A 21,607-nucleotide genomic window follows, 5' to 3' on the forward strand; every position below is an offset into this window, starting at 1 on the left:
GGGTAGACGTGGGTGGAGGCGGGCCCCGGGTGTCGTGGGCTCGGGATCGTGGTCTTTTGCCCAGTTGTGATTGATTCTGGGGACTGCGGGCCCGGCCCGTTGGTGTTTTGGTGGGTGTTGGACATTCCCGGTGATGTCGTCACGGAGGTGTGCGTCATGCCCGAAGCCGCGTCGCGGCTCCAGAGCCTTGCCGAACAGTTGCTGGGGGCCCCGCTCCCGGTGCGTATCCGCGCCTGGGACGGTTCGCAGGCCGGGCCGCCCGGCGCTCCCACCCTGGTCGTCCGCAACCGCCGCGCCCTGCGCCGGCTGCTCTGGAAACCCGGCGAACTGGGCCTCGCCCGGGCCTGGGTCGCCGGTGACCTGGACATCGAGGGGGACTTCTACGCCGCCCTCGATCACCTGTCCGACGTGGTCTGGGAGCGCGAGGAGGACGCCCGGAGTCTCGCCGAGGCGCTGCGCGACCCCGGCGTACGGGCCGCCGCGCGCGGGCTCGTGAAGATGGCCGGGCTGCCGCTGCCCCCCGTACCGCCCCGCGAGGAGGTGCCGCGCCGCCGCCGACGGCTCCACACCAAGCGCACCGACAAACGCGCCGTCAGCCACCACTACGACGTCGGCAACGACTTCTACGAACTCGTCCTCGGCCCGTCCATGGTCTACTCCTGCGGTTACTGGGAAGCCCCCGGCGGAGACCTTGAGGCCGCCCAGCGCGACAAGCTCGAACTCGTCTGCCGCAAGCTTGCCCTGGTGCCCGGCCTGCGTCTCCTCGACGTCGGCTGCGGCTGGGGGTCCCTCGCCGTCCATGCCGCCCGTGAGCACGGCGTCCAGGTCGTCGGCGTCACCCTCTCGCAGGAACAGGCCGCGTACGCCCGTAAGCGCGTCGCGGAGGAAGGGCTCGCCGACCGGGTCGAGATCCGGGTGCAGGACTACCGGGATGTCACCGACGGGCCGTTCGACGCGATCGCCTCCGTGGGGATGGCCGAGCATGTGGGGACCGAGCAGTATCTGACGTACGCGCGCGATCTGTATGCCCTGCTCAAGCCGGGCGGGCGGCTGCTCAACCACCAGATCGCCCGTCGGCCGCGGTCGGACGAGGACGCGTACAGCCTCGACGGGTTCATCGACGCGTACGTCTTCCCGGACGGGGAACTCGCGCCCGTCGGCACCACCGTCACCCAGCTCGAACGGGCCGGGTTCGAGGTGCGTGACGTCGAGTCGATCCGGGAGCACTACGCGCTGACCCTGCGCCGGTGGGTCGCCAGTCTGGAGGCCGGCTGGGCGTCGGCCCTGCGGCTCGTCGGCCCGGGGCGGGCCCGGGTCTGGCGGCTGTACATGGCGGCCTGCGCCCTCGCCTTCGAACGCAACCGGCTCGGCGTCAACCAGATCCTCGCCGTGCGCACCTCCGCCTCCGGCGCCTCCGGGATGCCCTTGCGCGCCCGTACCTGGAACTGACGGTCGTACCTGGAACAGGAACTGACGGTAGGGGGAAGACAGGGGGCCCAACTCCCCCTGTCTTCCCCCCTCTTCCATGGTTGCCGTTACTCCGACTTGATCGCCGTCAGCATGTTCAGGCCCGCCGCGCGGCGGGCCGGCCACAGGGCCGCCAGGACGCCCACCGTGCCGGCGAGGAGCAGGAAGAGCGCCATCCTGGCCCAGGGCAGGACGAGTTCGTACGTCGGCATGCTCGTGCCCAGCAGTTCGCCGGCCGCCCAGCCGAAGAACACGCCCAGGCCGATGCCCAGGACGCCGCCGAAGAGGGAGATGACCAGGGACTCCAGGCGGACCATCCGCTTGATGCCCTTGCGGTCGAGGCCGATCGCGCGGAGCATGCCGATCTCCTGGGAGCGTTCGAAGACCGACATGGCCAGGGTGTTGATGACCCCGAGGACCGCGACCAGGACCGCCATGGCCAGCAGGCCGTAGAGCATGTTCAGGACCAGCGTGAACATGTGCGCGATCTCGTCGGAGAGGTCCTGCTTGTCCTGGATCTTGATGGCCGGGTTGGAGCCCAGGGCCTTCTCCAGCCCGTCCTTCGTCGCGTCCGTCGCACCGGCGGAGGTCTTCACCATGACCTGTGCGTCGGTGTTGCCGGCCGGGCCCGTCCGGTGCGCGGCCAGCAGGGTGCCGTCGAGCAGGATGCCGCTCATCACCTCGTTGCCCTCGTACACGCCGGCCACCGTCAGCCGCTGCTTGCGGCCGTCCTCGTAGCCGACCGTGAAGTCCGAACCCGCCTTCCAGCCATGGGACTTGGCGGTCGAGTCGTCCACGACGACCTGCGGCCCGCCGACCTTGAACGTGCCGTTGTCGACCGTCAGCCTCGTCAGCTCGCCGATCGTGGCGCCGTTGACGCCGGTCACGGACTCCGTCGTCCTGTCGATGCGTACGGGGGCCTTGCTCAGGGCGCTGACCGCGCTCACCCCGGACGTCTTCGTCAGCGTCCGGGCGACATCGGGGGAGAGCGCGTTGCCGTTGGCCATCGAGACGATGTAGTCGGCCCGGATCGCGGCCGTGGCCATCTTGTCGATCGACGTCTGGAGGCTGCCCGCCATCACCGTCATACCGGTGATGAGGGTGAGTCCGATCATCAGCGCCGAGGCCGTGGCCGCCGTACGACGGGGGTTGCGGACCGAGTTCTGGCGGGCCAGCTTCCCGGCGACGCCGAACACGCGCATGAGCGGGCCGGCGGCGGCGATCAGCGGGCGGGAGAGGAGCGGCGTGAGGATGAAGACGCCGATGATGAGGAGTACCGCGCCGATGCCCATGGGGGCTTGGCCGTCCGTGCCGTTCATCGTCGTGGCCGCGAGGACCACGGCGACGCCCGCGCCCGAGAAGAGCGCGCCCAGCGTGTTGCGCAGCACCAGGGACTTGGTGGTCGCGGTCGCGTGGACGCTGCTCATGGCGGCGACCGGCGGGATCTTCGCGGCGCGGCGGCCGGGCAGCCAGGCAGCCAGCATGGTGATGAGGATGCCGACCGCGAGGGCCGCGCCGACGGTGCCCGGTGTGACGACCAGCGGTCCGTCCGGCATGGTCGCGCCGATCGTGCCCATCAGGGCCTTCAGACCGACGCCGATGCCGATGCCCGCGATCAGCCCGGTCACCGCCGCCACCGCGCCGACCACGAACGCCTCGATCAGCACGGACCGGGTGACCTGGCCGCGCGAGGCGCCGACCGCCCGCATCAGCGCGAGTTCCTTGGTGCGCTGGGCGACCAGCATGGTGAAGGTGTTGGCGATGATGAACGTACCGACGAAGAGCGCGATGCCCGCGAAGACCAGCAGGCCCTGCTTCAGGCCGCTCATCGAGGCTGAGATGGCCTTCGCCTGGTCGTCGGCGAGCCGGGCGCGGGTCGTGGTCTCGACCGTGTCGCGCGGCAGGGCCTTGTCGAGGGCCGCCTTGAGCGCGCTCTGGCTGGTGCCCGCCGCCGCCTTGACGTCGATCTCGTCGTACGTGCCCGCCTTGCCGAACAGTCGCTGCGCGGTCGCCGTGTCGAAGAGGGCGAGGCTGCCGCCCGCCGTCACGTTGCCGTCGTCCGTGGTGAAGATGCCGGAGAGCGTGGGGGAGAGCACCGGGCCGTTCACCGACAGGCGCACGGTGTCGCCGACCTTGTAGCCGCCCCGGCCGGCGGTCTTCGCGTCGAGGGCGATCTGGCCGGCGCCCTTGGGCGCGGCGCCGTCCGTGAGCGGGTACCGGGCGTCCTTGGTGCCCCAGTAGTTCCCGCCCTGGGACTGGAAACCGCGGCCGATGAGCTTGCCGTCCTTGTCGGCGACGGCCGTGAAGCCGTTCACGACCCCGATGACGGACGCGGCGCCCTGGACCTTGGCGCTCTTGTCGAGCAGCGCCTGGGTCAGCTCGGGCGTCCTGCCGATCGTGTCGCCCGCGTCGTCCCGGGCCCGCGGCTGCACGGCGACGTCGACCTGGTCGAAGCCCTTGGCGGAGCTGTTCTGGAGGGCGTTCGAGAGGGTGTTGGTGAAGACCAGCGTCCCGGACACGAAGGCGACGCCGAGCATCACGGCGAGCACGGTCATCAGGAGTCTGGCCTTGTGCGCGAGCACGTTGCGCAGGGCGGTACGGAACATGGGTGTGTGTCGTCTCAGTCCGTCGGGATCGGGATCGGGATCGGGATCGGGATCGGGTATCAGGCTGGGGGGCGAGGTCCCCTGCCGAGAGGGCTGCGGGCGTACGGGAGTTGACCGGACGTCAACCCGGAGCGCGCCGGGCGGTGGTGATGCGTCAGTTGGTGCGGATCTTCCTGGTGTCCAGGCGCTTCATGAGGTCCAGGACGCCGTCCGCCGTCGGGCCGTACAGCTCGTCCACGATCCTGCCGTCGGCGAGGAAGACCACCCGGTCCGCGTACGCCGCCGCCACCGGGTCGTGGGTGACCATCACGACCGTCTGCCCCAGTTCCCGTACGGAGTTGCGCAGGAAGCCGAGCACCTCGGCGCCCGCGCGGGAGTCGAGGTTCCCGGTCGGTTCGTCGCCGAAGATGATGTCGGGGCGGGAGGCAAGGGCGCGGGCCACGGCGACACGCTGCTGCTGGCCGCCGGAGAGCTGGGACGGGCGGTGGGAGAGGCGGTCGGCGAGGCCGATCATCGAGATCACCGAGTCCAGCCACTCCTTGTCCGGCTTGCGGCCCGCGATGTCCATCGGGAGGGTGATGTTCTCCAGGGCGGTCAGGGTCGGCAGCAGGTTGAACGCCTGGAAGATGAAGCCGATCTTGTCCCGGCGGAGCTTGGTGAGCTGCTTGTCCTTGAGGGAGCCGAGCTCGGTGTCGCCGATGCGCACGGAGCCGGACGAGAAGGAGTCCAGGCCCGCCACGCAGTGCATCAGCGTGGACTTGCCGGAGCCGGACGGGCCCATGATCGCGGTGAACTCCGCCTGCTTGAAGTCGACGGAGACGCGGTCGAGGGCGACGACCTGGGTCTCTCCCTGTCCGTAGACCTTGGACAGTTCCGTGGCGCGGGCGGCCACCGTGGTGGTGGTCCGGTCGGCGAGGGGCGTTGAGGTCACGGGTGGGGCTCCTGTCGGGACGGCGACGGTGCGCGGCGATGGGCCATGGACGTACACGGATGTACTGGGTTCGATCAGAGGTCCGAGTCCGGAACGAAGGTCCGAGTCCGGAACTGGGAGGTCAGAGTCCGGAACTGGGAGGTTCGAGTCCGGAACTCTGAGATCCGAGTTCTGAGCTCAGAATTCGGAGTTCAGACCTCGGAGCTCCGAACCCGTGAATCCATCGTCATGGCCAGGAGCCGCCGTGTAGTCAGCCGCTGTTCCGGTTCCGGAGACAGCCTCGGGAGGTAGCCGGAGAGCCCGTGTCATACCTGGGGATGACGGTCGTCCCCTAGGTCCTCCTGTCGCGGGGTGGCAAGAACAGGTGGAGCCCCCTTGTTCGGACGGTGAAATTCCGTCATTCCGCATGCACGCCGAGCCGCCTCACGAAAGGCTATTGGCAAGTGCGGATGGCTCGTTCCAGGTGCTGATGCACCCTCAGAAGTCAATAAAATAAGACAACATCGCGACCCTCACCCGCAGTTCGGGTGGGGTGTCCCGATAGGCTCGGAACCTCGATGCGGAGCCCAGGGCCTGCCCGGATGGTGGAATGCAGACACGGCGAGCTTAAACCTCGCTGCCCCTTCGCGGGCGTGCCGGTTCAAGTCCGGCTCCGGGCACCACGCATGCCTTACTACCCTGACCTGGCGGAACGGCGGGAGGGGCGTCGCACCTTTTCCGTGCCGTGGGAGCATGGCGGGAACGCCGGCCCCTGATGTCTCGTCAGACATCGGTGCGTTCCCGTGAAAACGATGCCTGCGCGGGTGACATGCCGTCCACGGTACGGTCTGCCACTGGCAGCCGGTCAGGCGTGGGCGGCCTGCCAGGATCGGGCCCGCTCGTCGAGGTCGCGGGCGGCCTGCACGCCTCGCTGGTCGAAGACGCGGAGCAGCCTGCGGATGCTGCTGATCTGTTTGGTGGCGCGGGAGGACCGGACGCCGCCGAACATGTCGAGGCTCCGGGACCAGGTGGAACACGCGGCTTCGAGGTGGCCTTGGGCGGCTTGCGCCCGTCCCTGGGCAGCGAGGTCAAGTGCGGTGATCCGCTGGTGCCCGCCATTGGGTCGTGCACGAGTCGAGTCGGCATAGTGCTTTTCGGCGTGGGCGTGGTCGCCCAGAGCCTCGAAGGTCTTCCCTGTGTGGCTGGCCACTGTGGCGCGGGGCGCACCCCACAGGGCGGCCCAGAAGGGCATGTCGGCGGGGTCGCCGGTCAGGGCGAGGTCTTGTGCCCGGCGGATCTGGGCGGTGGCTTCCGGGCCGCGATCGGCGGTGGCGAGGGCACGGGCCCGGGTCACGGCGAAAAGAGACTCGGTGACCGGGCTGACTCGGCCGCGTACCCGGTCGAGTGCTGCTTCGGCGAGGTTCAGGGTGTGCTGGGGGCGGCGCAGATCCATGCCGTTGTGCGCCATGATCCGCATCATCCACGCGGTGTGCAGGTCGTTGTCGGCCTCGCGGGTGAGGGCCAGGCCCTGAAGGTAGTAGCGCTGGGCCAGCCCGTGCTCGTTGGCGTCGTAGGCTTTCCAGCCGCACAGGTAGACCAGGTTGGCGGCGAGGGAGAGCGCCTCCCGGTGCTCGTCCTCGGTGGCGAACGTCGCGCGGCACAGGTCGGCTACGTCGGATCGCAAGTACTGGACGACAGCGCTGCGGCCGTGCTGGCCGCCGTGGCGTTCGTCGAGGGCGGTGAACACGCTCGTCATGTCGCGCAGGGCGTCGAGTTCGGCGCGGCCTGCGCGCGTCCCGCCTGCCGCACGGGCGCGGTATGCAAGAGCCTGGTCCAGGCCGAGAGGAAGGGCGGCTGCGACGACGGAGTACGCGGCTCCGGTGAGGAGTTTCCGGCGCTGGATGTCGGCTTCGCCGATGCGCCGCAGGGTGTCGACCGGGTCCGGTCCCAGGTGCGCCCCAAGCGCGCTCTGGGACTGAGCTGTCTCTGGGGCCGCCAACTCCAGGTCGTGCGGTTGCAGTTGGCGGCCGAGCCGACGACTCAACGCTTCAGCGACGAACGAGGCGGTGCGGGGCTCGATGGTCCGTCCGGCGACCCAATGGGCGACGGCGGACCGGTTTGTGCGGAGACTGTCGCCTGATTCGGCGGCGATGGCGCGCACGTCGGTGGCGAGCTGCTCGTACGTCAGCCGCGCTTCTCTCAGGGCTTCGAGGAGCGCGTCGTTGCGCGCGCGGGGGTGATTCATCGGCTGTCGCCACCCTCCCAAGCAGGGCGTTAAACACGCTAAACAGGTTCGCGCCCGCAGGCACTAGCTCTCTCACCATACGGCCCGCTGTACTCGCCGGGACCACAAAGGAGCTAGCCGCTTGGGGGCTGCCCAGCCATGCCGAATGCACGTTCCAACCCTGTGGGAAATTGGCTGACCTTACCGGGAGGCCCCGGGGAGAACCCGGCACGGCGACGCTCCGGCCATCGTGAGCCGCTCGTGACGTCCCGTGCGGAACGCCTGCTAGTCGTAGAGCAGTGGCTCATGTCCACGGCGCAGGACCCGATGACAGCTCGCGAGCACTGGGCGGCAGGTCGTACCGTGCTCCTCAGGTGCGGGGGCCTGTTCACGGCCGTCCGTATTCCGGGGGACGTCGTCCGTGCCGCTGCCGGGAGCGACGACCGTACGACGGTTGATGCCGGCCTCGCCGACATCCTGCGCGGCCCGGTGTTCACCGACTCCGGCCTGACCCGCTACTACGTGCTTGTACCGGCGAGCACCGCCCGTCACTGGCGACTGCCGGAAAGCGAGTGCCTGCAACGGAATTACTACCTGGGCGTGCCCTCGCCGCGCTGCACCGAGTACGAGGAGGGGTTCGCGTACTGGCCTGTCCCGATGGACAGTGCCGGTGTGCTGTGCGACCCGGTCCGCGTGAGCAACCTCGTGCTCCGAGGCCGTCCGCCCGCTACCGCGAGGGCAGCCCAGTGAGCAACGCCATCACCGACCACAACATTGCCGTACGGACGTGGCTCGTGAGGGCCGCACAGGATGAGATGAGCGCCCGTCGGGACTGGGCGAATCGTGGGGTGACGCTGCTGAAGTGCGGTGTTCTGTTCCGTGCCGTTCGTATGTCCGCCGGTCTGGTCCATGCGGCCGTCGGCACGACGGATCCCGCCGAGACGGACGAGCGTCTGCGCCGGGCGCTCCTCGGTGGACCTGTCGTGCACGACATGGCCGCCCGGAACTACTCCGTGCTGCTCCCGGCCTGTGCGGGCCCGACGCCTGCCCTGAAGCCCCATGCCCTGTAGCCCCCCGATGTGTGGTTCCTCGGCAGCGACTTCATCGGGCTTCCCGATCCCCGCCTGACGCGGGCCGGGGAGGGCCTCCGCTACTGGGCGGTGCCGATGAACGAATGCCTCGACCTGTGCTCTGGTCCGGCAGTGGCTCAGTTCGTGGAGATCGGCCGGCTTCGACTCCTTTCCGGACAGCGGGTGCAGGCGTGACAGACACCACCGAAGCCACCGCGACCGAAGGCAACGCGATCGACTTCGACGCGATCCGACATGCCGCCAAGGGCGTGCCGAAGTTCACCGACGACCAGGCCGACGAGGCTGCCGCGTGCGCCGAACGGCTGTGCGGGTACGTGAGGCAGCTCCTGGTCGTGGTCGAGACCTCGCCGCAGCCCGTTGGCGCGGACGCGGCTCACCTGCGTGAGGCGCGCGGGAAGCTGGTCCAGTGGGCCCGCGACACACTGGAGGGCGACGAGCCCACCAGCACCTTCTACCTCGAAAACCTGGCACTCCACTGCCGGCTGCTGGTGAGCCTCGCGGCCAAGGCGGCGGACCGCGTGGAGTACTGCTGCTGGTGCAACTCGTACAAGACCGGCACACGCGTCATCCACTCCGTCGAGGCCGGGACGGGTCCGGGCGCTGTGCTGTCCGCGTGCCCGAAGTGCAGGGAGAGCTACGGCCTGATCCCACTCTCGGAACGACCCGCCGCCGTGTAGCGGCCGGCCCCTCAGACCTCCGGTCGTCCACCGTCCCCCGTCGGCGGGCGGCCGGAGCCCAAGCTCTCACGTCCGGCTGTCTTCACGCACGCGTCTTCCCGCCTGCGGCCGGGGGCGGGGTTTCCCTGCTGGTCTTCGGAGGACCGTATGAGCGCACGACCGATCGGCACCGACGCGCAGGCCGCGTCCTGCTAGTTCAGGACGACCGTCACACACCCCTACCGGAAGGCACTCCTCCAGATTTGTGAGCCCTGCAACGAGCGGTGTCCACATGGACGGGCGCCGACCGGGTTCCCGTAGTAACCGGACTGAAGGAGACAGGCATGACCATCCCCACCCCGGAGCGGGCGCTTGAAGCGTTCCCGCTTTCCGCAGGCAGGCTTTCCTACAGCGCTGAGGAACCGTCTGGGCCGCGGACCCGGCCGTTCGTGCTGCGGTTCGCCCGCACCCCCGACTCGACCGGGGCCGCTGACATCCCGGCTCACTTCTATGACACCGATCGGCAGGTCAACCTGTCCTACGACGGGGGTCTGCTGACGTGTATGGCCAACACCCACAGCCCGACGGTGCCGGACGGCTCCACAACCAACCCGCCGCCGTTGGACGAAGGACCGAAGGACTGACCCATGTCTCTGCCCGTGCTGGTGATCGCGGCGAATGACGACTGGCCGACCGATCGAGTCGTGACCGAGCTGACCGGCCGGGGAGCCGAAGTGTTCCGCATGGACACCGCCGACTTCCCCCAGCAGCTGTCACTGACCGGCCGGATCGACCGTGCACACGGATGGAGGGGCGAACTGGCCACCGTGCACCGCACGGTGGCGCTGCCCCGAGTCGGCGCGGTGTATTACCGCGCCCCCGGGGCGTTCCAGTTCCTCAAGGCCATGACCGGACCCGAGGAGCGGTTCGCTGCCGCGCAGGCCCGCGCCGGACTCGGCGGCGTCCTGTCCGTGCTGGACTGCCGATGGGTCAACCATCCGACGTTCATGGCCCGCGCCGAGTACAAGCCGGTGCAGCTCGATGCGGCCCGCGCGTGCGGGCTGCGTATCCCGGCCACCCTGATCACGAACCGGGCGGATGCGGTGCGGCGGTTCGCCGCCGACATTTCCGGCCCGCTGATCTGCAAGCCCGTAGCCTCCCCGGTGCTGATCGAGGACGGCCGGCTCAAAGCCGTCTACACCCACCGCCTCACCCCGGACGATCTCGCCGATCTGCGAGGCATCGACACCACTGCCCACCTCTTCCAGGCCTGGATCGACAAGAGCCACGAAGTCCGCCTGACGGTCGTCGGCTCACGCATGTTCGCCGCCGAAGTACACGCCGGCAGCGACGCCGCACACGAGGACTGGCGAGCCGACTACGGCTCCCTCACGTATGCCACCACGACAGTTCCTCCCGACGTGGAGTTCGGAATGCGCCGTCTGATGGAACGACTCCAACTCGTCTACGGGGCAGCCGACTTCGTCGTTGACCCCGCTGGCCGGTGGTGGTTCCTTGAGGTGAATCCCTGCGGGCAATGGGACTGGATCGAGGGTGCCACCGGGCAGCCGATCGCCGCGGCCATCGCCGATGAACTGCAAGGAGTCTCCTGATGGAGTGGAAGAAGCACGCTGCCGCACTCGCCCGTACGGCGGTGCACTCCACGTCCCGCTGGTACCCGCCGGTCATGGCCACCCCTCGTCACCTGTGTGTGCCTCGCTGGTACGCCGCCGGCCCCGAAGGCTGGACACCCGTGGACGGCCCCGCGGACGAGGAAGCGTGGGCGCGAGGGGCGTACGGGGACCAGACCCTTGTGACCCGAGTCGGTCCGGTGCACGCCGACCACGCCCCCGACGGCGAAGCGGTGACCGGTCGGCCCACCTCGTCCAGCACCCTGCCGAGCCTCGTGGTCAAGATGCTCTCGTACGGGCGGCTGGACGAGAGCCGAGATCTCCTGGACGTCGCGACAGGCTCCGGCTACAGCGCCGCCCTCGCGTGCGCGCGGATCGGGGACGACCGCGTGACCACGGTGGACGTCGACCCCTATCTGAGCGAGGCCGCCGCCGAACGGCTCGATGCCCTCGGCCATCACCCGAAGGTGCTCACGCAGGACGCGGCCGCACCTCTTCCCGGCGAGTACGACCGGATCGTGTCCATGGTGTCCGTGCCCAGCGTCCCGGCATCGTGGCTGCCCGCGCTGCGGCCGGGCGGGCGCCTGGTGACCACGATCGCCGGAACCGGACTGATCCTCACCGCCGACAAGACCGACGACGGGGGCGCTGCCGGACGGATCGAGTGGGACCGGGCCGCGTTCATGGCCACCCGCACGAGCGAGGACTACCCGCCGTTGCTCGACGAGCTGTACAGGCAGGTCGGCGATCAGGATGGTGACGAGGTCACAGTGTCCCCGTTCCCGGTCCTCGACGTCATGCAGGCATGGGAGGTGTGGTCGATGCTCTCCCTCGCCGCCCCCGGTATCGAGCACCGCACCGGCACCGACGACGAGGGCGGCCGGATGGCATGGATGCTGCACCCGGACGGCTCCTGGGCGCGCGCACGCACCACCCCGGGCAGTCGCACCACGACCATCCACCAGGGCGGATCCCGCCGTCTCTACACCCTGCTCGAGGACATTCGGTGGCGGTGGATCGAAGCCGGTGAACTGCCCGTGTACGGGGCCCGGGTGACCATCACGCCGGACGGCGCGACCACTCTGGCCCGAGGCGGCTGGACCGTCACCGTCTGACCCGCCGGGGTTCCGGCGCCGGCACCGGCCCGGGCAGACTGGCACGACGAGCGGGGAGACGAGCAGGGAGGGGAAGCCCATGGGCAAGGATGACGAGCCGTTGGCTGAGTGGACCGCGCGCCGGGACGCACGCCGGCCTGCACCCGGCGACCGCAAGGCCGTCCCCCTCGGCGACGGCCCCGGGAGAGGCGGCCATGTCGACCCGGACGCCCCACGCGGGGTGCTGGAGTGGGACGGCCACCAGTGGACCCCCAGCGCCGTGGCCGACGACCAGGCCACGGCCGTACGGGAGACCGGTCCGTGGGACGCGGCGGGGCGGGTATGCCTCCCGCGTCTGGCCGCCCTGCCTCCCGCCCCGGAGCGGCCGTTCCGTCCCACCGAGGTGTTCCGCCGGCCTTGAGCCCCCGGAACCGTTGACAGCGGGCGTGTGCGGTCGGACACTCGGCACAGAATATCGTGAAGAAAAGTTCACCACGCGAACATGAATGCGCTGGGTGACCGTACCGCATGACCACGCCACTGCATGAAGGGAACGACCGATGCGTACCACCGTCGGCATCATCGGAGCCGGGCCCGCCGGGCTTCTGCTCGCGCGGCTGCTTCACAACGCCGGTATCGAATCGGTCGTCCTGGAGAGCCGCGACCGGGAGTACGTGGAGCACCGGCAGCGTGCCGGGATCCTGGAGCAGGGGACCGTGGACGTGCTGCGCGCGGCCGGGGCCGGTGCGCGTATGGACCGGGAGGGGCTCCGTCACGACGGCATCGAGTTGCGTTTCGATCGGAAGCGGCACCGCGTCGACTTCCCCGCCCTCACCGGCGGCCGGTCCGTGATGGTGTACGCGCAGACCGAGGTCTGCAAGGACCTCATCGCCCTTCAGCTCGCCGAGGGCGGTCCGTTGCTCTTCGAGGCGGAGGCCTTGGCGGTGGAGGGCGCCGACAGTGGCAGCCCCCGCGTTCGGTTCCGGTATCAAGGGCGTGAGGACGTGCTGGAGTGCGATTACGTCGTCGGGTGCGACGGGTTCTGGGGCGTGGCGCGTGCGGCCGTCCCCGCTGAGCTGACGCGGGTGTTCGAGCGGGCCTATCCCTTCGGGTGGCTCGGCATCCTCGCCGATGTGCCGCCCTCCCACGACGAACTGGTCTACGCACGCCACGATCGCGGTTTCGCTCTCCTGTCCATGCGGTCTCCGTCCGTCTCCCGGCTCTACCTCCAGGTGCCCGAAGGCACCGACGCCGAGGACTGGAGCGACGAGGAGATCTGGGACGAGCTGGAACGGCGCTTCGAGACCACCGACGGCTGGCGGCTCGACCGGGGGACCATCACCCAGAAGTCCGTCACACCGATGCGGAGCTGGGTCCATGAGCCGATGCGGTACGGACGGCTGTTCCTGGCCGGGGACGCCGCGCACATCGTGCCGCCCACCGGCGCCAAGGGGCTCAACCTCGCCGTCGGGGACGTCGTGACCTTCGCGCGCGCACTCACGTACGAGAAGGAGACGGGGTCGGCGGAGCTGCTCGACGCCTACTCCGAGACCTGTCTGCGCCGCGTCTGGCAGGCCGAGCGGTTCTCGTACGACATGACGACCCTCCTGCACCGGACCCCGGACGCCACCCCCTTCGAGGACCGGCTCCAGGTGGCCCGGCTGGATCGGATCGCCGGCGCCCGTTCGGCGGAGACCGACCTCGCCGAGGGGTACACGGGCTTCCCCCTGGAGTGAGCTGGAGAGCGACCGGAGTGAGGGGCCGTCACCCGCTGGTCAGGGGGCGGTCTCGGGTCTGTACCGGGTTGGTCCCGGTATCGGGGCTTCCTGGCAGGGAATCAGGGGGGCGCGTAGCGTGTTCGCGACAGGACGAGGGAAAGATCCTCCCCAAGCACTAGGGTCAATCCTTTGCCCACCTATTACTCTTGAGCCCAAGGCCACGCACAGTGTCCATGGAGGAGTGAAATGAGGAGCAGCAACCCGGTCTTCTCGCGACGGGGGTTCAGCCGCGACAACGGCTACGCGGGCTTCAACACCGCGCCGCAGGCCGGGGGCACCGCTGTCGGTACGCAGCCGGGCAACCCGTACGCGGGCCAGCAGGCCGGCAACCCGTACGCGACCAACCCGTACGCCCAGCAGGACCTTCAGCACGGCGCACCGCCGCAGGCCCCGGTCTCCACCGGCCGGATGACGATGGACGACGTCGTCATGCGGACGGCCACCACGCTCGGTGTGCTGATCGTCACCGCGGCGCTCGCCTGGGCGCTGCTGCCGGTGGACGACGCGAACATCGGCCGGTCCTACGGCATCGCCATCGGGTCCGCTCTGGTCGCGATGGTCCTGGGCCTCGTCCAGTCCTTCAAGCGCAAGCCCTCGCCCGCGCTGATCGTGACGTACGCGGCGCTGGAGGGTGTCTTCCTCGGCGTCGTCTCCAACGTCGTCGACAACCGCATCGCGAGCGGCGCGGCCATGCAGGCCGTGATCGGCACGCTGGCGGTCTTCGCCGCCGTACTCGTGGCGTACAAGGCGGGCTGGATCCGCGTCAACCGGCGCTTCTACGGCTTCGTGATCGCGGCGGCGCTCGGCTTCATGCTTCTCATGGCCGTGAACCTGCTGTTCGCCGTCTTCGGCGGCGGTGACGGCCTCGGCTTCCGCAGCGGCGGCCTCGGCATCCTGTTCGGCGTCATCGGCATCCTGCTCGGTGCGTGCTTCCTCGCCCTCGACTTCAAGCAGGTCGAGGACGGCATCGCCTACGGCGCGCCGCGCGAGGAGGCCTGGCTCGCCGCCTTCGGCCTCACGATGACCCTCGTCTGGATCTACCTGGAGTTCCTGCGACTCGTCGCCATCCTCCAGGGCAACGACTGATCAGGTTTTTGGATCAACGGGTCCGGCCCCTGTCGCTCACGCGGCAGGGGCCGGACCCGTTGTGCGGTGCCCTTGGCTCAGTTCAGCGTGTCACCGGCCAGGGCGAGGTTCTCGATGGCCGCGAGACCGTACAGCGCCGTGGAGTTGGTGCTGATCCAGGGGGCGTCGGTGCCCGCGTTGAGCACGGTGGGGCCGTTGACCGGCGTGGTCGTCCACGGGGTGCTCGCGTCCGGATAGCCGTCGCCCGTGGTGAACTTCTTCCAAGCTCGGGCGGCCAGCGCGGACTCACCGGTCAGGCTCGCCGCGTACGAGTCCAGGCGTGAGTGGCCCTGGACCAGGCTCACCTTGAAACTCGCGCCGTAGCGGGCCTTCTGCTCGGCGGAGGTGGCGTTGAAGTAGCGGCAGTAGTCCAGCCAGGCGGCCCGGAAGCCCGGGATGTCGCTCTCGTCGAGTGCGCCGATCAGCTCGGCGGCGAGTTCGGGCAGGCCGAAGCTCGCGGAGAGGTGCGAGACGGCGATGACGGGCGCGGTCTGGATGGCGAAGGCGCCCGTGTCGAGGTCGTACAGACCGCTGCCCTGCACGAAACCGTTGGGCTGGGCGGCGATTGTCGAGGCGCTGGCCAGCAGCTTCCTTCTCGCCGTCTGCCATTTGGGGCCGCGCCGCTCCCACTCGGTCCACCAGGCCCAGCCGAGGCCGCTCCAGTCGGTGCCGAAGCCGATGGACAGGGCATGGCGGTCGCCGGCGGTGTAGCCGTCGGTGCGGACCTTGCGGTTGGGGTCGAGAGTGAGGAAGGTCCTGTCCGCGTCGACCTGGGCGTGCATCAGGTCGCCCGTGCGCTCGTCGGCGGTGAGGTAGTAGAAGAGGCGGCGGTAGACGGGCGTGGAGATACGGACCTGCTTGGCGCTGTCACCGAAGTGCTGGACGCCGTGCCGGGTGCCCAGGCCCGCCCATTTCCCGAGGTGATAGACGTCGACCTCGCCGGTGTGACGGGTCATGGCCTCGGCGAAGCGGTAGATGTCGGCCCGGCCCGAGCGCAGATAGGCGAGCCAGAGCCACAGGTCGGTGGACAGCTCGGAGTTGTCCCAGCCGTAGCCGCCGACGTCGTAGGCCCAGGTGTGGCGGGCCGGATCGTAGGTGTGCTGGACGTCGCCGTAGTCCAGGAAGCCGTACCAGCGGCGCTGTTCGCGCTGGTCCCGGTAGTAGGTGAAGAGCAGGTCGAGACGGTCCTCGAGCTGCTTCCTGGCGGGAGTCGAGCGGTCCACGGGGGACCAGAGACCGGCGAGGACGCCCGCCTTGTGCAGGGTCTCGGGGGCGGCGACGAGCTGCGGCGGGGCAGTCAGCGCGTCCTTCTGCGCGACCAGTGCGGCGGCGGTGGGGGTGGCGGCGTTGGCCCACAGGTAGAGCTCGGAGGTGCGGGCGATGCCGTACGGGGTGCCGAACCCGGGTTCGTAGTCCTCGTAGGTGATGTTGAGCCCGGCGGTCTGCTCGTCGTAGGTGTCCTGGCCGAGGCCGTCGTGGTAGAAGCGCAGGTCGAGCGGCTGGGCCTCGGGCGACCAGAGCCACAGGGTGACGGTCGCCTCGTCGGAGGTGGCGCCGCGGATGTCGAGCTGGGCGGGGTGCTTCTGCCAGAAGTCCCGCAGGCCGAAGGAGAGCCCGCCGCCGGCCCCGCCGATGTAGCCGAAGCCGGGGGCGCGGGTGCCACCGGTGGTGTGGATCCAGCCGTGGCCGGCCTTGGTGCGCTTACGGACGGTGAAGCCGTCGGCCGACAACTGGGCGAGGGAGTAGTCGCCCCAGGTGGGGACGTACTGGAGGGCGGAGGAGACCCGGGTGTCCCAGGTCGAGATGTCCGGCAGCCGCTCACCCTTGACCTGCGCGGCGCGCACGGCCGGGCCAGGGTCGCGGCGCAGACCGGTGACGCCCTGGACGGCCTCGGTGAGGAAGCCGTCGTCGGCGCCGGCCAGGCGGACGTGGCGGTTGTAGAGCTCGTCAGTGAGGGGGACGCGGATGCGCAGGCCCAGGCCCTTGATGAAGTCGCCGCCCGCCTTGCCGGCTCTCTGGCTGCCGTCGTACGTGATGGTGTGGACGACGCGGATCGCCTCGGACCCGGCGTACAGGTAGAGGCGGAGGACGAAGGGCAGCCAGGAGCGTTTGCCGCGCTCGTGCTCGCCCTCGATACGGATGACGGCGCGCACCGGTCCCCGCTGCTCGACGGTGACGGAGTGGACGCGGCCGGTGCCGCCTCCCTGATCACCTTCGCCCACCCCTCCGACTCCCGCGCCGCCGCCTGGACGGCCGGCACCTACGTCATCGGCTCCTCGACGGCCTCGGCCTGGCCCGCCTACCAGTTCAAGGAGATCAACCAGGGCCTGCTGGTCTCCTTCACCCTCACCGCTACCCAGGCCGCCACCGACCGCACCCTGCGCATCGGCATCACCACCGCCAAGGCGAACGGCCGTCCCCAGATCACCGTCAACAACACCTGGACCTCCGCGCTCCCGGCCGCGGCCCCCGAGCCGTCCACCCGGACCCTGACCGTCGGCAACTATCGCGGCAACAATCACACGTACGAATACGTCATCCCCGCCGCCCAGCTGCTGACCGGCACCAACACCCTGCGCATCGGCGCGGCCAGCGGGTCGGCGGGAGGCGGGGGCTACCTCAGCCCGAGCTACGGCTTCGACGCGCTCGACCTGCTCTGAGGGCGGGGCCCGTAGGCAGCAGGCCGTAGGGCAGTGGAGAGGGCCCCGGGGTCACTTCCGGGGCCCTCTCCGTGGTGTCGGTGCGCGGCTTTCTCCCTCACAGGAACTTGCGCGCGGCCCTCCTCAGGTCGTACTCGTGAATGATCGCCTTGGCGTGGCCGTACGCGAGATCGTGCTCGTGACGGAGCCAGCTCACCTTTTCCTCGAAGCGGAAGAGCGAGGGGCCCTCGTCCACGGTGCGCAGCCAGTCGGCGACCTCACGACCGGTGCACTCGGGGATGCGGGCGAGCATGTTGCGGTGGGTCTCCTCGGAGAGGACGTGGGACATCGGCGCCTCCGGACGCAAAAGGGATGTAAGCCGGTCCTTCATGTCACCGTGCCTGTTCGTTGGGCCGTTGGCAACAGTGCCGCCACGACGGTTAGTCTCACGGCGTGCTGGATACCTCGTCTTTGACGCTCGCAGTGGATCACTTCGCCGAACGGTTGCGGGCGGCGCCGCAGAGCCGGCTGCAGCGGGGAGCCGCGGCCGAGGCGCTGGGGCTGGCCAGGGAGTTGGCACGGCGTGCCCAGCTTCTGGAGTCGCCCGGCGACGAGCCCCGGGTGATGCCCGACGTCGGCATGTTCGCCGCCGCGGACCAGGTGACTCTTGCCGCGCACGATCTGGCGCTCGTCCTGCGGAACGAGGGGGAGCTGGCCTCGGCGCTGGCCCTTGTCGCGGAGGCTCAGCAGCGGGCCGCGGTGTAGGTACGGCGGCTGCGGCGACGTACGGCTACAGGGAAGCTATGACCCTGTCCGCCAGTACGTACACCGTCTCCTCGCCGCATTCGAAGGTCAGGGCGTAGGCGCCCGAGATGCCCGAGCCGCCGAGGAGGACCGGGGCCTCGCCGGAGCGCAGGGCGGCGGAGAGACGTTCCGCCGTCTCGCGGTGGCCCGGGGTCATGCAGAGGGTCGTACCGTCGGTGAAGACGTAGACGTCGAGGGTGCCCAGCGGGCCCGGGCGGACGTCGGACAGGGCGGTGCGGGACTCGGCGAGCTCCTCCAGGCAGGCGACCGTGCGTTCGTGGTCGTTCACGACGGGCGACTGGGCCGGGACGAAGTCGGGGTGCGAGGGGTGCCGGCGACGGGCGGCGGCCAGTTCGGCGGACTCCCCGGCGAACTCGTCGGCGTCCGTGCTGGGCTCGGTCACCGGCTCCAGGGACTCCAGGCCGGCGAAATCCGCCGGGCGCGGCAGGAACAGCTCGCTGTCGGGGAGGCCGAGCAGCGAGGGCGCGTCGGAGGCGTCACGGGCCTCCTGGGCGGCCCAGAAGGCACGCGCCTCGGCGAGCTCACGCTCCCGTTCCTCGGCGAGCGCCTCGGCCACGGCGGCGCGTATCCGGTCGGTGTCGCCGGATGTACGGGCCTGCGGCACGAGACCGTGCGCGCCGACGGCGAGACTCTGGGCGGCGAGCTCCGCGTGCAGGGCCGCGATCTGTCGGCGCAGCCCCAGCAGGGTGCGCAGAACGGCGACGCCCACAGCCGTGGTGACGGTGGCTGTGGCGAGCAGCAGAGCAAGAGGGACAGCGCTCACTGACGTACTCCCGGTTCAAAGTCGGCCCCCGACTTCCTACATCAGCTTGAAGGATGGACTAACCACCTGTCAGTGCGTAACGTCACGAAACGGACAGGACTTTGGGCCCGGGGGTGGGTGTCGAACCTACTGTGACCTGCGCATATACCCCGCCGGAGCGAGATAGGTCACATCCTGGGGGAGATTGGATCACAAAACAGCCCAGAACCCCGTTGGTTACGGGGCTCCGGGCTGTTTTCTCACGCAGCGCGTTCGCTCGACTACCGAGGCGATTCCGCCGGTTGGGGATCCTCGGGACGGCCTGGGTCGCCGGGTCGGCGGCCGGTGAGGTGGGTCAGCTCAGGCGCTCGATGACCATCGCCATGCCCTGGCCGCCGCCCACGCACATCGTCTCCAGGCCGAACTGCTTGTCGTGGAACTGGAGGGAGTTGATGAGCGTGCCGGTGATGCGGGCACCCGTCATGCCGAAGGGGTGGCCGACCGCGATGGCGCCGCCGTTGATGTTGACCTTCTCCAGCGGGAGGCCGAGGTCGCGGTAGGAGGGGATCACCTGGGCGGCGAACGCCTCGTTGATCTCGGCCAGGTCGATGTCGTCGATGGTGAGGCCGGCCCGGCGCAGGGCCTGGCGGCTCGCCTCGACCGGGCCGAGGCCCATGATCTCGGGGGAGAGGCCGGAGACACCGGTCGACACGATCCGGGCCAGCGGGGTGAGGCCCAGCTCGCGCGCCTTGGTGTCGCTCATGACGACGACGGCGGCGGCGCCGTCGTTCAGCGGGCAGCAGTTGCCGGCCGTGACCAGCCCGTCCGGACGGAACACCGGCTTCAGGCCCTGGGTGCCCTCCAGCGTGATGCCCGCGCGCGGACCGTCGTCCTTGCTGACGACCGTGCCGTCGGGCAGCGTCACCGGGGTGATCTCGCGCGCCCAGAAGCCGTTCTTGATGGCTTCCTCGGCCAGGTTCTGCGAACGGACCCCGAACTCGTCCATGTCGAGGCGCGTCACGCCCTTGATGCGGGCGAGGTTCTCGGCGGTCTGGCCCATCGAGATGTAGGCGTCCGGCACGAGACCGTCCTCGCGCGGGTCGTGCCAGGAGGTGCCCTCCTGCTCGGCGACGGCGGCCGTACGGGCCTCCGCCTCGGCGAAGAGCGGGTTGTGCGTGTCGGGCAGCGAGTCCGAGTTGCCCTTGGTGAACCGGGAGACCATCTCGACACCGGCCGAGATGAAGACATCGCCCTCGCCCGCCTTGATGGCGTGCAGCGCCATGCGGGACGTCTGGAGGGACGAGGAACAGTAACGGGTGATCGTGCAGCCGGGCAGGTGGTCCATGCCCATCTGTACGGCGACGATCCGCCCGAGGTTGTTGCCCTGCTCGCCACCGGGCAGACCGCAGCCGAGCATCAGGTCGTCGATGTCGCGCGGGTCCAGCTCGGGGATCTTGGCCAGCGCGGCCTGGATGATCGTGGCGGTGAGATCGTCCGCGCGCAGTTCCTTGAGGGAGCCCTTGAAGGCGCGCCCGATGGGGGAGCGGGCGGTCGAGACGATGACGGCTTCCGGCATGACGGCTCCATTGGCGACGTGGGTGTAAAGCGGAGTGTGCGGACTACGCAGACCTGCTTGGGAAGTTACCCGTACGTATGGCCTCGGTCACGGGTGTGGCGGTGTGACGCGGGCCGCACTTTTCTAAGCGCTTGCTCAGGGGAGCCCGGGGGGTCGGGGGAGTCCCGCCGAGTCGGTCGGGACCCGGCCCCTGCTCTCCAGCCACTCCCAGTACACACCCGCGCGCCGCGCCTCGGCCCAGTACGCCTTCGTGAGCGTCTCGTGCAGCGCGGGCGCGTGTTCGGCGAGGGGGCTGCGGGCCGCCCACACCAGCCGCTGTCGTATGTGCATCGGGTCGCCGGTCAGCGGCCGTACGACGACACCCTCCCGCTCGGTCACCAGCGGGTGCGCGAGGGCGACCCCGTGCCCCTGCCCGACCAGCGGGAACACCACGCTTCCGCTCAGCCGCTGCACCCGGCGCGGGGTGAACCCGGCCCGTCGGCACGCGGCCCGGAACTGCGCCCGCATCCGTACGTCCTTGTACTCCCCGGTCAGCCAGGGCTCACCGGAGAGCGCGGCGAGGGGGATGTCGGGCCGGTCGGCGAGCGGATGCCGCTCCGAGATCAGCACGAAGATCGGGTCCACGGCGACGAGGGCGTCGCTGAGTCCGGGGCGCGGGGCCAGCTCGTACTCCGGGTAGTCCACGACCAGCCCGAAGTCGAGGCGGCCGGTGGCCAGCAGTTCGAGCTGCTCCTCCTCGGTGTCGCAGGTGTGCAGGGTGATCTCGGCCCGGGGGAGCAGCCGGCGCGCGGTGGTCACCAGTACGGCGGTCAGCGGGCCGGGGACCGAGCCGAGCCGTACGGCGGTCAGGTCGGAGTCGCCGGGCCCGCGCTGCCGTACGTCACGCATGAGATCTTCGTGGGCCGTGAGGATGCCGTGCGCGTGCGAAAGCACCATCGCGCCGAACGCCGTCGGCCGGGAGCCACCGCCGTCCCGTACGAACAGGGGGCCGCCCAACAGCCGCTCGATGCGCTGGAGTTGGGCCGTCAGCGCGGGCTGGGTGAAGCCGAGGACGGCGGCGGCACGGGTGATGGAGCCGGTGTCGGCGATGGCGTTCAGGACGCGTAAGTGACGGACCTCCAGATCCATAGCGCGATGTTATGGGCGGTTGGGAGTACCGGGAAGATCGCGCCGGGCGGAAAGTCGGTCGCTACCCGAGTCACCACCGTCACCACCGCACCAGTGGAGGCCCTATGTCCCGCAT

General features: G+C 69.9%; 19 protein-coding genes, 1 tRNA gene and 1 pseudogene. 13 read left to right on the plus strand and 8 right to left on the minus strand.

The genetic code is table 11. From position 1 onward, the window contains the following. Positions 1-156 precede the first annotated feature (156 nt). Complete coding sequence (locus AOK08_RS09695) at positions 157-1,449, plus strand: class I SAM-dependent methyltransferase (protein ID WP_055525070.1); 1,293 nt, start codon at positions 157-159, stop codon at positions 1,447-1,449. Positions 1,450-1,535: 86 nt separating this feature from the next. Here AOK08_RS09695 and AOK08_RS09700 read toward each other — a convergent pair whose 3' ends face one another. Further along, complete coding sequence (locus AOK08_RS09700) at positions 1,536-4,073, minus strand: ABC transporter permease (protein WP_055525071.1); 2,538 nt, start codon at positions 4,071-4,073, stop codon at positions 1,536-1,538. 154 nt (positions 4,074-4,227) lie between these two features. Further along, entirely contained in the window at positions 4,228-5,004 is a 777-nt protein-coding gene (locus AOK08_RS09705) for an ABC transporter ATP-binding protein (RefSeq protein WP_055525072.1), read from the minus strand. Positions 5,005-5,579: 575 nt separating this feature from the next. Here AOK08_RS09705 and AOK08_RS09710 point away from each other — a divergent pair. Then, positions 5,580-5,666: transfer RNA gene (locus AOK08_RS09710), tRNA-Leu, on the plus strand. Positions 5,667-5,848: 182 nt separating this feature from the next. On the opposite strand, the gene AOK08_RS09715 is transcribed toward AOK08_RS09710, so the two are convergent. Further along, positions 5,849-7,228, minus strand: a complete 1,380-nt coding sequence (locus tag AOK08_RS09715) for an NsdA family TPR-like regulatory protein (protein WP_055525073.1) — start codon at positions 7,226-7,228, stop codon at positions 5,849-5,851. A 285-nt stretch (positions 7,229-7,513) separates the two neighbouring features. On the opposite strand from AOK08_RS09715, the gene AOK08_RS09720 reads away from it, so the two are divergent. The 9 genes from AOK08_RS09720 (at position 7,514) to AOK08_RS09765 (ending at position 14,543) form a co-directional block, all read left to right on the plus strand. Next, positions 7,514-7,957, plus strand: coding sequence for a hypothetical protein (locus AOK08_RS09720; RefSeq protein ID WP_157876628.1), 444 nt, complete (start codon positions 7,514-7,516; stop codon positions 7,955-7,957). Then, positions 7,954-8,277 (plus strand): hypothetical protein, encoded by a 324-nt coding sequence (locus tag AOK08_RS09725; protein ID WP_055525074.1) that lies wholly within the window; start codon positions 7,954-7,956, stop codon positions 8,275-8,277. Before AOK08_RS09720 ends, AOK08_RS09725 begins: the two co-directional genes overlap by 4 nt. A 191-nt stretch (positions 8,278-8,468) precedes the next feature. Continuing rightward, on the plus strand, positions 8,469-8,975 hold the full coding sequence (locus AOK08_RS09735) for a hypothetical protein (RefSeq protein WP_055525076.1): 507 nt from the start codon (positions 8,469-8,471) through the stop codon (positions 8,973-8,975). A gap of 323 nt (positions 8,976-9,298) precedes the next feature. Continuing rightward, a complete protein-coding gene (tgmA, locus tag AOK08_RS09740) occupies positions 9,299-9,598 on the plus strand; it encodes a putative ATP-grasp-modified RiPP (RefSeq protein WP_055525077.1) in 300 nt (99 codons plus the stop codon). Positions 9,599-9,601: 3 nt separating this feature from the next. After that, positions 9,602-10,567, plus strand: coding sequence for an ATP-grasp ribosomal peptide maturase (tgmB, locus tag AOK08_RS09745; RefSeq protein WP_079053945.1), 966 nt, complete (start codon positions 9,602-9,604; stop codon positions 10,565-10,567). Further along, positions 10,567-11,700 (plus strand): methyltransferase domain-containing protein, encoded by a 1,134-nt coding sequence (locus AOK08_RS09750; RefSeq protein ID WP_055525078.1) that lies wholly within the window; start codon positions 10,567-10,569, stop codon positions 11,698-11,700. The genes tgmB and AOK08_RS09750 overlap by 1 nt, the downstream gene beginning before the upstream one ends. A gap of 79 nt (positions 11,701-11,779) precedes the next feature. Next, the gene (locus AOK08_RS09755) at positions 11,780-12,100 is read left to right on the plus strand and encodes a DUF6087 family protein (RefSeq protein WP_055525079.1); all 321 of its coding nucleotides are present in this window, start codon (positions 11,780-11,782) and stop codon (positions 12,098-12,100) included. Positions 12,101-12,239: 139 nt separating this feature from the next. After that, entirely contained in the window at positions 12,240-13,415 is a 1,176-nt protein-coding gene (locus AOK08_RS09760; protein WP_055525080.1) for a 4-hydroxybenzoate 3-monooxygenase, read from the plus strand. Between the two features lie 228 nt (positions 13,416-13,643). Then, entirely contained in the window at positions 13,644-14,543 is a 900-nt protein-coding gene (locus AOK08_RS09765) for a Bax inhibitor-1/YccA family protein (protein ID WP_055525081.1), read from the plus strand. A 77-nt stretch (positions 14,544-14,620) separates the two neighbouring features. Here the strand turns inward: AOK08_RS09765 and AOK08_RS09770 are convergent. Next, positions 14,621-16,774, minus strand: a pseudogene (locus AOK08_RS09770) (exo-rhamnogalacturonan lyase family protein); the annotation flags it as partial. Between AOK08_RS09770 and AOK08_RS42970 the strand changes: the two are divergent. Further along, entirely contained in the window at positions 16,763-17,242 is a 480-nt protein-coding gene (locus AOK08_RS42970) for a polysaccharide lyase family protein (protein ID WP_241826898.1), read from the plus strand. The pseudogene AOK08_RS09770 and the gene AOK08_RS42970 sit on opposite strands and share 12 nt — an antisense overlap. Before the next feature lie 97 nt (positions 17,243-17,339). Here the strand turns inward: AOK08_RS42970 and AOK08_RS09780 are convergent, their stop codons facing one another. Then, positions 17,340-17,570, minus strand: a complete 231-nt coding sequence (locus AOK08_RS09780; protein WP_055525083.1) for a DUF4287 domain-containing protein — start codon at positions 17,568-17,570, stop codon at positions 17,340-17,342. 122 nt (positions 17,571-17,692) lie between these two features. Between AOK08_RS09780 and AOK08_RS09785 the strand changes: the two genes are divergently transcribed. After that, positions 17,693-17,986 carry a hypothetical protein gene (locus tag AOK08_RS09785; protein ID WP_107100906.1) on the plus strand — a complete coding sequence of 98 codons (294 nt, stop codon included), beginning with the start codon at positions 17,693-17,695 and terminating at the stop codon, positions 17,984-17,986. Positions 17,987-18,011: 25 nt separating this feature from the next. Here AOK08_RS09785 and AOK08_RS09790 read toward each other — a convergent pair whose 3' ends face one another. The 3 genes from AOK08_RS09790 to AOK08_RS09800 form a co-directional block, all read right to left on the minus strand. Further along, positions 18,012-18,809 carry a hypothetical protein gene (locus AOK08_RS09790; protein WP_055525085.1) on the minus strand — a complete coding sequence of 266 codons (798 nt, stop codon included), beginning with the start codon at positions 18,807-18,809 and terminating at the stop codon, positions 18,012-18,014. A gap of 334 nt (positions 18,810-19,143) precedes the next feature. Next, positions 19,144-20,364, minus strand: coding sequence for an acetyl-CoA C-acetyltransferase (locus AOK08_RS09795; protein WP_055525086.1), 1,221 nt, complete (start codon positions 20,362-20,364; stop codon positions 19,144-19,146). A 135-nt stretch (positions 20,365-20,499) separates the two neighbouring features. Beyond that, positions 20,500-21,492 carry a LysR family transcriptional regulator gene (locus AOK08_RS09800; protein ID WP_055525087.1) on the minus strand — a complete coding sequence of 331 codons (993 nt, stop codon included), beginning with the start codon at positions 21,490-21,492 and terminating at the stop codon, positions 20,500-20,502. Between the last annotated feature and the right edge of the window lie 115 nt (positions 21,493-21,607).

Origin of the sequence: Streptomyces graminilatus (assembly GCF_001418565.1) — a bacterium.
Taxonomy (GTDB): domain Bacteria; phylum Actinomycetota; class Actinomycetes; order Streptomycetales; family Streptomycetaceae; genus Streptomyces; species Streptomyces graminilatus.